This is a genomic window from Neptunomonas japonica JAMM 1380, from assembly GCF_016592555.1.
GTDB lineage: Bacteria > Pseudomonadota > Gammaproteobacteria > Pseudomonadales > Balneatricaceae > Neptunomonas > Neptunomonas japonica_A.
The window spans coordinates 591,086-604,209 of sequence record NZ_AP014546.1 but is presented as its reverse complement, the minus strand read 5'-3'; the positions used below and the strand labels follow the sequence as shown (position 1 = coordinate 604,209).

Annotated in this window: 11 protein-coding genes; 8 read left to right on the top strand and 3 right to left on the bottom strand. The window is 43.4% G+C overall.

The genetic code is table 11. The features are described 5' to 3' along the window. Window positions 1-1,542: a 2-isopropylmalate synthase gene (locus NEJAP_RS02755; RefSeq protein ID WP_201349191.1), complete on the bottom strand. Its 1,542-nt coding sequence runs from the start codon at window positions 1,540-1,542 to the stop codon at window positions 1-3. A 347-nt stretch (window positions 1,543-1,889) separates the two neighbouring features. Here NEJAP_RS02755 and NEJAP_RS02750 point away from each other — a divergent pair, with 347 nt between their 5' ends. Further along, a complete protein-coding gene (locus tag NEJAP_RS02750; RefSeq protein ID WP_201349190.1) occupies window positions 1,890-3,044 on the top strand; it encodes a MalY/PatB family protein in 1,155 nt (384 codons plus the stop codon). Between the two features lie 53 nt (window positions 3,045-3,097). On the opposite strand, the gene epmA is transcribed toward NEJAP_RS02750, so the two are convergent. Then, the gene (epmA, locus tag NEJAP_RS02745; RefSeq protein WP_201349189.1) at window positions 3,098-4,063 is read right to left on the bottom strand and encodes an EF-P lysine aminoacylase EpmA; all 966 of its coding nucleotides are present in this window, start codon (window positions 4,061-4,063) and stop codon (window positions 3,098-3,100) included. A gap of 629 nt (window positions 4,064-4,692) precedes the next feature. Between epmA and NEJAP_RS02740 the strand changes: the two genes are divergently transcribed. Next, entirely contained in the window at window positions 4,693-6,672 is a 1,980-nt protein-coding gene (locus tag NEJAP_RS02740; RefSeq protein WP_201349188.1) for an autotransporter outer membrane beta-barrel domain-containing protein, read from the top strand. A gap of 59 nt (window positions 6,673-6,731) precedes the next feature. Next, window positions 6,732-7,571, top strand: coding sequence for an alpha/beta fold hydrolase (locus tag NEJAP_RS02735; protein ID WP_201349187.1), 840 nt, complete (start codon window positions 6,732-6,734; stop codon window positions 7,569-7,571). A 128-nt stretch (window positions 7,572-7,699) separates the two neighbouring features. On the opposite strand, the gene efp is transcribed toward NEJAP_RS02735, so the two are convergent. Next, the gene (gene efp, locus NEJAP_RS02730) at window positions 7,700-8,260 is read right to left on the bottom strand and encodes an elongation factor P (RefSeq protein WP_028468067.1); all 561 of its coding nucleotides are present in this window, start codon (window positions 8,258-8,260) and stop codon (window positions 7,700-7,702) included. 142 nt (window positions 8,261-8,402) lie between these two features. On the opposite strand from efp, the gene epmB reads away from it, so the two are divergent. From epmB to ybeY, 5 genes are all read left to right on the top strand, one after another. Further along, window positions 8,403-9,413: an EF-P beta-lysylation protein EpmB gene (gene epmB, locus NEJAP_RS02725; protein WP_201349186.1), complete on the top strand. Its 1,011-nt coding sequence runs from the start codon at window positions 8,403-8,405 to the stop codon at window positions 9,411-9,413. Between the two features lie 126 nt (window positions 9,414-9,539). Continuing rightward, window positions 9,540-10,025 carry a hypothetical protein gene (locus NEJAP_RS02720; protein WP_201349185.1) on the top strand — a complete coding sequence of 162 codons (486 nt, stop codon included), beginning with the start codon at window positions 9,540-9,542 and terminating at the stop codon, window positions 10,023-10,025. Between the two features lie 261 nt (window positions 10,026-10,286). Next, the gene (gene miaB, locus NEJAP_RS02715) at window positions 10,287-11,627 is read left to right on the top strand and encodes a tRNA (N6-isopentenyl adenosine(37)-C2)-methylthiotransferase MiaB (RefSeq protein ID WP_201349184.1); all 1,341 of its coding nucleotides are present in this window, start codon (window positions 10,287-10,289) and stop codon (window positions 11,625-11,627) included. Window positions 11,628-11,654: 27 nt separating this feature from the next. Continuing rightward, on the top strand, window positions 11,655-12,659 hold the full coding sequence (locus NEJAP_RS02710; protein ID WP_201349183.1) for a PhoH family protein: 1,005 nt from the start codon (window positions 11,655-11,657) through the stop codon (window positions 12,657-12,659). Next, window positions 12,656-13,120: an rRNA maturation RNase YbeY gene (ybeY, locus tag NEJAP_RS02705; RefSeq protein ID WP_201349182.1), complete on the top strand. Its 465-nt coding sequence runs from the start codon at window positions 12,656-12,658 to the stop codon at window positions 13,118-13,120. Before NEJAP_RS02710 ends, ybeY begins: the two co-directional genes overlap by 4 nt. Window positions 13,121-13,124: the final 4 nt, after the last annotated feature.

Here is a 13,124-nt window from a genome sequence, read left to right as displayed (position 1 = left end):
TTAAACCTGAGGGTGCGCTTTTTGAATATTCGCATCTAACAGATTAAGCGCATGAAGGTATGCCTTAGCTGAAGCAATAATGATATCAATATCAGATCCCATGCCGTTCACAATCCGTCCTTCTTTTTCTAAGCGTACCGTCACCTCACCTTGTGAATCAGTCCCACTGGTAATAGCATTAACCGAGTAGAGTTCGAGAGTTGAATCAGAATGCACAATCTCTTCAATCGCTTTTAGCGCGGCATCAACGGGCCCACCACCTTCTGATTCTGCTTTAAACTCAGCACCATCAACCACCAACGAAACTTGCGCAACAGGGACCTCTCCTGTTTGTGAGGTAACATTCAAAGAAGACAGCTTATACTTCTCATAAGCATCCGCAGCACGCACATCAGACACTAACGCAATAAGGTCTTCATCAAAAATCTCATGTTTTTTATCAGCAAGGTCTTTGAACCGCGCAAAGGCATGATTCAACTCAGCATCCGAGCTGAAAGTTGTTCCAAGCTCATCTAGGCGAGAGCGAAAAGCATTACGTCCTGAATGCTTACCCATCACCATACGGTTAGTTTGCCAGCCAACATCTTGAGCTGTCATGATTTCGTAAGTTTCGCGGTGCTTGAGCACGCCGTCTTGATGAATACCAGACTCATGTGCGAATGCATTAGCACCAACAATGGCTTTATTCGGCTGCACAGGAAAGCCCGTAATACTGGATACTAGGCGCGACGCAGGAACAATCTGTGTCGTATCAATATTAGTTTGCAAGCCCAATAGATCCTTACGTGTACGGATGGCCATGACAAACTCTTCAAGTGAAGCGTTACCTGCACGCTCACCCAGACCATTAATCGTACACTCTACTTGGCGAGCACCTGCGGTAACCGCCGCTAATGAGTTCGCAACTGCCAAACCTAAATCATTATGACAATGAACCGAGAAAATTGCCTTATCGGCATTAGGTATACGCTGTAACAACTGCCCAATGGTATATCCAAACTCTTCAGGTATTGCATAACCAACCGTATCAGGGATATTGATGGTGCGAGCACCCGCATCAATTACTTTCTCAATAATGCGACACATGAAATCAAGCTCGGAACGGCTCGCATCTTCCAATGAAAACTCAACATCGCTGATCAGGTTATGCGCACGCTTAACGGCATGCACCGCATGCTCAATCACTTGGTCAGGCGTCATTTGAAGCTTATACTTCATATGAATGGGTGATGTTGCGATAAAGGTGTGAATACGCCCAGAAGCCGCTCCCGCAAGAGCCTCTCCAGCACGATCAATATCCGCATCCAATGCACGTGATAATGAACAAATTGTGCTCTCAGTTACCGTATCAGCGATCGCTTTAATAGATTCAAAATCACCCGGTGAAGCAATAGCAAAGCCTGCCTCTATTACATCCACACGCATTTTTTCTAGCTGCTTGGCAATACGCAGCTTTTCATCTCTGGTCATTGAAGCACCAGGACTCTGTTCACCATCACGCAACGTTGTATCGAAAATTATGACTTGATCTTTAGTGCTCATCGGAGGGGCTCCAATCAGTTATTCAGTGCATAACAAAAGTACTGAATTAAACGAATTATTTTAACGAAATTTAACAAGGACGAGAACGCGACATCACTACCCTAAAGCAGTGGACGTAGAGGCTGTAAACGAGTTAATTCACCACATGCAGTGGGTGTCGTATCAACACGTGCTATGTTGTTCACATAGGCACTCACGAATTGCATATTCACCTGTTAACCGAATTGATTTGAATTACCGATAACTATAACCTGAAGCTAGCTATTTGTAACCTCTCAGCCGCTACAATTACCATGAGAAATCACTCTCATTTATTAAGCAAACGCAGAATAAAGTAGGAGAACCTGATGACCCCCATAAATTTTGATACTTTTATTGATCGTAGCGACACTGCCAGCCAAAAATGGGAGCGATACCGAGACACTGAAATTCTTCCTATGTGGGTTGCAGATACCGACTTCATGGCCCCTCCTAGCGTCATTCAAGCACTACAAAAACGCGTTGAGCATGGTGTATTTGGTTACACCAATACACCAGCAGAACTCAACCAGCTAGTCATTGATAGAATGCAGTCGCTTTACCAATGGAAGATCGAAACAGACTGGTTAGTATGGTTACCCGGCCTTGTCTGCGGATTAAATTTAGCTTGCAGAGCGGTGGGTGATGCTGGCGACCATGTTATTTCCCCTCAGCCGATTTACCCACCGTTTGTTTCAGCACCGCACCTATCAAAACGCAAAGTCATTCAGGTTCCAATGACACAGGAGGGCGAGCGCTTTATTCTTGATTTCGCCGTGCTAGAAAAATCTATTACACCTGATACTCATATGATTCTTTTCTGCAATCCTCACAATCCAGGCGGTAGCGTATACAGAGAAGAGGAGTTACTGCAGCTAGCTGCTATAGCTAAAAAGCATCAGCTCACCATTTGTTCTGACGAGATCCACTGCGACCTAATTCTTGAACCCGATTTACAGCATATCCCCCTGGCTTCGTTGAATTCAGATAGCGCCTCACGCACCATTACCCTCATGGCACCAAGTAAAACTTACAATGTTGCCGGTCTGGGTTGCTCGTTTGCTATAATTCCTGATGAACAGCTACGTAAACAATTTATCAATGTAAGAAAAGGTATCGTACCTGACGTTAACCTACTCGGTTATACCGCCGCTATTGGCGCCTACCAAGCCGGTGATGACTGGAATCAAAAGCAGCTACGTTATTTAAGAGAAAACAGAGACTATCTAATACAAGAGCTCAATCAAATCCCCGGCTTAAAACTTAACCCCATTGAAGCCACATATTTAGCGTGGATAGATATATCAGCGGCAAAATTAGAAAACCCTGCACGCTTTTTTGAAGAGGCGGGAATTGGTATGTCACCAGGGCGAGATTTTGGTGATGCCAACTATATGCGACTTAATTTTGGTTGCCCAAGACCTTTACTAGAAGAGGCCATTAAGCGCATAAAAAGCGCACTACTTAATCACCTACCAGCATAATAAAGGCCTGCTTTAAGCTTTATCAGGCTTAAAGCAGGCGCAAAAAGCCTCTATCAGGCATTTCTAAATGTGAAAGGTATAACCTCTTCAATGTGTGAGGCCTGCAAGGCCAGCATAACCAACCTATCCACACCTAACGCAACGCCTGCACAGTTAGGTAAACCCCATTCAAGTGCTGTCACCAAACGCTGCTCCAATGGTCGCTGAGGCAACGCTAACGACTGCCTTATCAGCTGATCAGCATCTAATCGACGCTGCTGCTCTTCAGGGTCAGTAAGCTCGTGATAACCATTTGCCAACTCCATCCCTCCAACAAATAACTCAAAGCGGGCGGCCACTGATTCACCTGTCGCATTCTCTTTAATGCGCGCCAGTGCTGATTGGCTCGCAGGGTAATCTGTAATAAACACGGGCTCATCTTTTAACAAAGGCTCAACCACGTGTGACATCAATAAATTTAACCACGCATCACGGTCTTCTAGACCCATATCCACTTCAACGTGTTGACGCATAACGGCGGCTAGTTCTGCAGTACTCGTCTTTGACAGATCAATACTCAGCTTTTCTAAAAAAACAGAATTATATGTACAACGTCTAATCGGCCCAATACCCAATACCAAACGCACCAAGCGCTCAACATCATCCATTAGTTCATTATCATCAAGACCCAGACGATACCATTCCAACATAGTGAATTCTGGGTTATGAAAGCGTCCCTCTTCCCCATTTCGGAACACTTTACCCATTTGATAAATTGAGCCGCTGCCCGCTGCCAACAGACGTTTCATGGCATATTCTGGCGATGTTTGCAGATAGTAAATCTCTGCCTCTGCTTCAGGATAACTGCGAAAACTCACCTCCAACGAGTCAATACAAGGGTCGCTCACCGCACACTGAGACAAAACAGCTGCATCAACCTCAAGTACCTGTTGCTCAGTAAAGTACTGACGAATCAATGCTAATATAGCGGCTCTTTTGTGTAGATTTTCAACACAAGCCGTCGGTTTCCAGTCAGACATTTACATAACACCATTTACTAGCAACAATACAAGAAACAAAAACGGCAGCCGAAGCTGCCAACACCAAGCACACATTTTATAATTCATTGCTCTATTATGAAATAAGCTAAACACTCGACCAATAAACATCTCTCTATTCTTGATATTCATAGCGCAGTTAATTCTCTAATATGAACTAGTCACACTCTACCTAGCTTGCCAAAGCACTCTTATTCCCCCTAAAAACCATCAGCGATTTAACACAGGGGCTGGCGTATTACTTAACACACACATTTCATGAATACTTACATTATCAGAAGCAAACATCAGCCCCCAAAAGCACTAAATCATCAGAATGCAGCCTTATTAATTAGGAGAATAAAACCAAGTTAAAAGCACTTTTTGCTCATCAACCCTTTTAAAACCCGACCATCTTCTATGTGTCAGGGGTACAACAGAACGATAGCACTAGGCCACTACCCATCCAAAAATAATGATATTTCAAGAAAAACATCTGGCAAGTAAGTGCTTGCAAATTATTTATATAATGATCCTCATCAAACTAAGGAATAAAACCATGAGTAATGGCATGGCTTATTAATGAATCTTGCACTATATATTTATTTACTTTATTTATATTGAGGCTTTGTATGAGCAAGGAAAGAATGAGAATGGAGCGGGTATTTAAACGCTGTGCACTATCTTTGGCGGTTGCACTTAGTTGTGGCGAGGCGCTAGCATCACCATCTCCTATAAGCCTGACTGGTGATTTCATAAAGATTGGTACCAATCATTACGGTACAGTCGGCTCGATTGGCAGCACTTCCCCTGGCATTCTCTACGACAGCACGGGCACTGGAACTTTCAATACTGCGTATGATTACTTGACTCCTGGGGCCCCATACGAAGGCTATTATTTTAGAACTTCCAATGGAGGAACAACATATAACTCAGGTTCAAATAACTCCGGAGGCTTTGGCCTAGGTGTAAACTTTAGTTCTTTTTCTGATACTTCCTCAGGTACAACTAATAGTGTTCAATGGGTTGGCTCATATGACCCTGGTAGTGGTAAATTATTTGATATTACCAATGATATAAGCTTCGAAGATAGCGACCAAATCATTAAAGTTGTGACTACAATAACAGCATCAAAAGACCTGACAGATCTTTACTTCCTTAGACTTATTGATCCGGATGCGAATGCTGCACCTGGCGATAGTAGCGCCACAACGAACATTAGAGGAAACGGTTCTGTTGCAGCTGAGAATTTAGTTTATGCTGAAGCATTGGTGAGTAAGTACATTCTTGGTTATTACACGGCTTCTACTTCGGGCGTAAATACCGGAATAAGTAGTGGCTGGTCCTCAGACCCAACAGTTTATTATGCTGGAACTGATGATGGTAATGGTGACTACACACTTGGTATGTCGTTTTATGACGAAAGCCTTCTAACGTCTGAATCCCTAGTATTAACTTATTACTATGTTTTCGGTTCAGACATTACCGCTGCCATTGAAGCCATTTCAGGCTTAAGTGTCCTAGATTCTTCTACAACGTTAAGCAACTCTTCTGCTTTTGGAGCTGCATCAGTTATAGATAATAATACCGCATTGCTTTCAGTGTTTTCGGATGCTGGATTGAGCAGTGACCAAGAGGTTTCTGATGCAGCATCTCAAACTCTCCCATTGCTTACCGGCTCGTCTGCACTTGCTGCTAAAAATGCATTGAATGGCATCAATCGCATTATTCAGGCTCGTACTAATTCTAACCAAGGTTTGTCGTCAGGTGACGATTTTGTTAGTGAACAATATTTTTGGTTAAAGCCGTTCGGCTCGTGGGCAGATCAAAAAAACACTGGTGGCGTTGCAGGTTTTGATGTTGACACATACGGTATTGCTGCCGGTTTTGATGGTCTAATGAATGACAATTATCGTTTAGGTATAGCTTTCGCTTATGCCAATTCAGATGTTGATAGTAAATCTTCTGTAGCTCCACAAAGCTTGCAAACTGATGTGTATCAGCTTGTTGGTTATGGTAGCTATGCTCTAAGTGAAAATATTGACCTAAATTTCCAAATTGACGTCGGTCATAACAGTAACAAAGGACAGAGAACGATAGCCTTTACTTCAACTACTGCTAGTTCCGACTTTGACAGTTTAAGTGCGCATGCTGGGGTCGAAGTTGCTAAAAATTTCGATGTTAGTGGAAAGACAACCTTTACCCCTTCAATCAGAACAGATTATACCTGGATAGAAGATGAGTCTTATGACGAGTCTGGAGCAGGTGTACTTAATTTAAATGTGGAAAAACGCAGTACAACCGAATTACTAGTGGGTGTTGACGGCAAGCTTACTCATCAGGTCAGTGATGAAACTAAGTTCACAGCAAATATAGGTGTTGCTTATGACTTACATAATGGTAGATCGAGTATAACCTCTGCTTTTGCTGGTGCTCCAACGGCGAGCTTTGTAACCTACGGTATCGACCCTGATCCATGGAGAACTAATGCGGGAATGGGACTTGTTTATACATTAGAGAATGGTACCGAAATTAATGCTCGCTATGATGTAGGCTATCGTGAAGATTTTTTAAACCAGACTGCTAGTGTGAAATTACGCTGGATGTTCTGACATGAGCTGTTGAATCAGAAGCCGTCATCATCAATGACGGCTTTTTTGAGATATTAATCATGATCAAATCTATTCACATAGCATTCACAATACTTTGCATTATATCTTTAGAGGCGTGTCGTTCAGTACCATCGTATAGTGAGCGATATGGTATCGCTGAAACTCTTTCAGCCACCAAGAACTGGAACGGATATAACATACAGACTGATAGCTTTTTATTACGCTCCTATTCTTTTAAGGACTTGATTAGCACCAATCATATAACCGTTTATATTGAAGGAGATGGGTTGGCATGGCTTTCACGAGACCAGCCTTCAAGCAACCCCACACCTACAAACCCTCTCGCACTTGAGTTAGCACTTAGTCAACCCAAAGGGACGGCTATATATCTTGCACGCCCCTGCCAGTATGTAGCTGACCCATCATGCAGCCAAAAGTATTGGACAAATATGCGTTTTGCTTCAAACATAGTCTCATCAGTCAATCAAGCCATCTCTAACCTTAAGAGTAAGTACTCTGCCTCATCTATAGAGCTTGTAGGTTATTCTGGGGGGGCTAGTATTGCGTCTCTCGTAGCAGCTGAAAGAGACGATGTTACACGTATTATAAGCGTGGCGGGAAATATCGATCATTCAGCATGGACTGCTTATCACAAAGTGTCACCATTAAAGGGATCGCTAAACGCTATAAATTCAATAAACACACTTAAGAACATTCGACAACAACACTTCGTAGGAGCAGAGGATAAAACCATCCCAGCCAAACTCATGATCTCTTATCTAAATATGTACCCTCACGACTCAGAGGTATTTTTGACCGTTATTGATAATTTTGATCATTCTTGCTGCTGGATCGAAAAGTGGCCACAATTGTGGGCAGAGCTACCAAATAAAAATTAGTGATATGCCTTAAATAAAACTAGTTAGAAGGTTACACTTTTCACATCAAAACAACATAAGCAATTTTTTTAATGGTAATAGATCACAAAAACAGCAGCCGAAGCTGCCGTTTTAATTGTATTTAAAAACTACGCACGGCTAACGTAATCGCCAGTACGTGTATCAATTTTTAAAATATCACCCTGCTCAATGAACAAGGGAACACGAACGGATGCACCTGTACTCAATTTAGCCGGCTTAGAGCCTCCCTGAGCAGTGTCACCTTTTAAACCTGGATCAGTTTCAACAACTTCGAGTTCAACAAAATTAGCTGTTGTAATCGCGATTGGGTTATCGTTCCAGAGTGTAACCATGCAGGTGTCATTTTCTTTGAGCCATTTAGCAGCATCACCTACCGCTGTTTCATCCGCAGCGTATTGCTCAAAAGTAACCGGCACCATGAAATGATACAACTCACCGTCGTTATAGAGGTATTCCATATCGCGGTCCATAACGTCTGCGCCTTCAACGCTTTCGTTAGATTTAAAAGTACGTTCCCAAACACGACCGGTAAGCAAATTACGCATTTTCACACGAGTAAACGCTTGGCCTTTACCCGGTTTGACAAACTCTACATCCTGCATCGCACATGGATCGCCTTCAAGCATCACTTTTAGGCCGTTTTTTAACTGGTTCGCGGAATATCCCATAATTTTCTCTAATTAATAATTAAGCTAAAATAATTTCACTAAAAAATAGTCGAGCTAAAAAGGTTTTCACACCAAAATTGACACCTATTCTACTTGAAAGGAGAATGCGAGCAAAATTGAATTATCTCAGGCTCCAGTCATCATGAACCATATTACACCTATTTTCATCGAAACCGACTGGCAAACCCTGCTAAGACAGTCTACTTGTAACCTTGATGAACTATTAGATAAAGTTGAATTAGACTCACAATCACTGCCGGCTTGCTCTCACGCAGCGAAAAATTTTGCTATTAGAGTTCCTGAGCCTTATTTAAACCGTATCGAAAAAGGCAACCCTAACGATCCACTGCTACTACAAGTGCTACCTCAATCAGCAGAAATGGAACGCTACCCAGGCTACTCGAATGACCCATTGGAAGAACTCGATACTAACCCAGCTCCTGGGCTAATCCACAAGTATAAAGGCCGAGTGCTTCTTATTCTTAGCGGTGCCTGCGCCATTAATTGTCGGTACTGTTTTAGACGTCACTTTCCTTATCAAGAAAACCAGCTAGGTAGCCAGCAATGGCAACAAGTATTGCAATACTTGCAGAATAACCAAAACATTACTGAGGTTATTTTCTCAGGTGGCGACCCGTTAGCCACCCCAGATAAGCGTTTAAGTAGCATGATTAATGATCTTGAGGCTATCACGCATATAAAACGACTCAGAATCCATAGCCGTCTTCCCGTGGTCATTCCTCAACGTGTTACCGATACTCTGTGCCAAACGTTAGCATCTTCTCGCCTTAGCACTGTCTGCGTTTTACATATTAATCACGCCAACGAAGTCGACACTCAGGTAGCCGGGAGCATTGCTAAATTACAAGCAGCTAAGGTAACCGTTCTAAACCAGTCTGTTCTTTTAAAAGGCATTAATGACTCGGTTGATTGCCTGAAGACCCTCAGTGAAACACTCTTTACGTGTGGCGTTCTTCCTTACTACCTTTTTGTTCTCGACCCTGTTCACGGAGCCGCTCACTTTGACATTAGCGATAGCGATGCTATTGCTTTAATGAAAGAGCTACAAACAGAACTTCCTGGTTACCTTGTCCCTAAACTTGCACGAGAGATACCCGGTCGGCCGTCAAAAACATTACTTTCTTTGAGCTAAACTATGGGTAGTCAAAAAAATTTAATCAGCCTCCCTTAAGCTAACTGGTGTATAAAGGGAACCACACCTGAACAATGAGTGTCTACTCTCTAATCATGCCATTAGCTATCGTCACAGGACTTATCAATGCAGCTCATCAAACGATCATTTATTCTTATTACGCTCGCCTTATTGGTCGCTTGTAGCACTGAGAAAGAGATAGTCAAGGCACCAGAACCCATACCAGTTTACGTACCAGAACCCTTGATCACACTGGAGCTTGCCGAACCTATCCAAAAGAAAAAACGTGGTTCAGTAGGTGCCAATATTCACTTCACTAACTCTTCATCCGGCACTTATCAATACATACTGTTTCGTGCTACCGCTTATGACAAAGACGGCAATATTGTACGCGCTCGAAAAAGCAGAGATCACAGCGCCTACTTGCGTGTTGCAGGCCCCGTTCACCCCGGCGAGTACAGCAAAGGTAATTCGTGGAAAAATACGTGGGGCCGAGCAAAAATTGATTGTATCGATGTTGACCATGTAGAAATTATATTTAGTGATGGCAGCGTTGAAATTGCACAAGGTGACAGGCTAACCAAACTTACTAGCGGGTCATGTGTTCAATAAATAACCTGCTCACTCAGGGTTCTTTCTTTGGAATGTTTAACGCTCACAAGAAAGCACCCTGAATACCCCTATCACCTACGCACACAACACATTAACACTAGCACTTCTTTTTTACTCATCACTACATGTGAAGCTAGGCGTTGTGATCTGCATGTAGCTCACGATAAAATCGATTTTAACGCACACCGCAATACCTATTAAAACGCCCCTCTATCCAGTACAATGACCGGTCTTTTTGCAAACGATAGAACAAGGTGTGTAATGGCGAAAAAGCTATTTATTAAAACTCATGGCTGTCAAATGAACGAGTATGATTCTGCCCGTATGTCAGATCTACTTGGTGAAAGTCATAAGTTGGAGTTAACCGATAGCCTGGATGATGCCGATGTCCTGTTATTAAATACTTGTTCTATTAGGGAAAAAGCGCAAGAAAAGGTTTTTCATCAGCTGGGACGCTGGCGTAAATTAAAGGACAAGCGCCCAGATCTAATTATTGGCGTAGGCGGCTGCGTAGCTAGCCAAGAAGGTGATAACATCCTTAAACGCGCGCCTTATGTTGATATGATTTTCGGCCCGCAAACACTACACCGCCTGCCAGAAATGATCGACCTAACCAACCAGGGACAAAAAGGTATCGTTGATATCAGTTTCCCTGAGATTGAAAAATTCGACGTTTTACCCACACCCAAAGCCGAAGGCGCTGAAGCATTTGTCTCTGTAATGGAGGGCTGTAGTAAATATTGTTCATTCTGCGTCGTTCCCTATACACGCGGAGAAGAAGTTAGCCGCCCAATAGATGACGTTATTACTGAGTGCGTTGAGCTAGCTGAGCAAGGTGTCAGAGAAGTAAACCTATTAGGCCAGAACGTCAACGCCTACCGTGGTGATACACATGATGGCGACACCGCAGATTTAGCTGAGTTGATTCGTAACGTTGCGGCGGTTGATGGGATCGATCGTATCCGTTTCACTACTTCACACCCTGTCGAGTTTACAGACAATTTAATTCAAGCTTTTGCTGACGTACCAGAGCTGGTTAACCATCTTCACCTACCTGTACAGTCTGGTTCTGACCGCATTCTGATGGCCATGAAGCGTGGACATACTGTATTAGAATACAAATCAAAAATACGCCGATTGATGAAAATACGCCCAGAGCTAACTATGTCCTCTGACTTCATCATCGGCTTTCCGGGTGAGACCGAAGCAGATTTTGAAGCAACTATGAACCTCATCCAAGAGATAGGTTTTGATAACTCATTCAGCTTCGTCTACAGCAGACGCCCAGGAACACCCGCATCTGATCTGCCTGATACCGTGTCTGAAGAAACCAAAAAAGAACATTTACAGATTTTGCAAACACGTATTATCCAGCAAACAATGCAGATTAGCCGTCGCATGATTGGCTCTACCCAACGCATTCTGGTTAACCGCTACTCCAGAAAAGACCCTGGACTTTTATCAGGACGCACCGAAAACAACCGTGTTGTTAATTTCAAGTGCGATAATCCAAATCTGATAGGGCATTTTGCGGATGTGCGCATCCTTGATGCTTACCAGAACTCCTTGCTTGGTGAGCTTGTTAGCTCTGAGCTCGACTAAACCCATTGCGGATTGAAAAACGCCAGTATGACCACACAAACAACTAAAGACGTTAAATTTTTACTAACGCCTTTTCATGCAGATGCCCTTGCCAATCTATGCGGCAAACTTAATGAACATCTGAAGCTATTGGAATCGCGTCTAGATGTCACGATTCATAACCGTAGCAATGATTTCCAAGTATCGGGAAAAAGCCAGCAGGCACAACTCGCTGGAGAAATGATTAAGCAACTGTATCAAGACTCAATCGATGGGACCGATATCACGCCTGAATTGATCCACTTGCTACTACAGCAGTCAGGTGTCGAGCAACGCGCTAGCAATGGTAACAAGCAACTAAAAGGCGATATCAGCATTCGCACGCGTAAAGCTCTCATCAGGCCACGCGGTCCCAACCAGCAAAATTATCTACGTTCTATTTTGCAGCACGATATCAATTTTGGTATTGGCCCTGCGGGTACTGGAAAAACTTACTTAGCAGTCGCCTGTGCAGTGCAAGCATTAGAACAAGAAGAGATAGAGCGTATTTTACTTGTGCGCCCTGCTGTAGAAGCCGGTGAGAAACTCGGCTTTTTACCCGGCGACTTATCACAAAAAGTTGACCCTTACCTGCGCCCTCTTTATGACGCCTTGTATGAAATGCTTGGCTTTGAAAAAGTCGATAAGCTTCTTGAGCGCAACATTATTGAAGTCGCCCCCCTCGCCTACATGCGCGGCCGCACACTCAATGGTGCCTTTGTTATTTTGGATGAAAGCCAAAATACCACACGCGAACAGATGAAAATGTTCCTTACTCGCATCGGCTTTGGCACTACAGCGGTTATTACCGGCGACATTACTCAGGTCGATCTGCCTAAAGGCACTCCTTCAGGCCTCAAGCATGCAATCCATGTATTGGGCGGCGTTAAAGACATTGGTTTCACTCACTTCTCATCTAAAGATGTAGTGCGTCACCCATTAGTTCAGCACATTGTTGAAGCTTATGAACGCTTTGACCAAGAACAAGAACAGAGCAAAGGCAGCACATCATGAACTACGACGTGGATATCCAAAGAGACGTCGACAACACTGAGCTAATACTACCTTCTGATGAAGACTTTCAACTCTGGGTCACTTTAGCGCTTACCGGCAGAAAATCACGCGGCGAGATCTGCATCCGTTTAGTGGAACCTACAGAAAGCCAACAGCTTAACAACGACTATCGCGGTAAAGATGCACCCACCAACGTGCTCTCTTTTCCTTTCGATGGACCTGAAGGCATCCCTATGGATTTACTAGGTGACCTTGCCATTTGTGCCGATATCGTTACAAAAGAAGCCCAAGAGCAAAACAAACCGATACACAACCATTGGGCACACATGGTAATACATGGAACCTTGCATCTTATTGGTTTCGACCATATAAATGACAGTGATGCCGAACAGATGGAAACACTGGAAGTAGCATTACTAGCATCCATCAATATACCTGACCCTTATCAGCAAGGAGTGTGAGAAA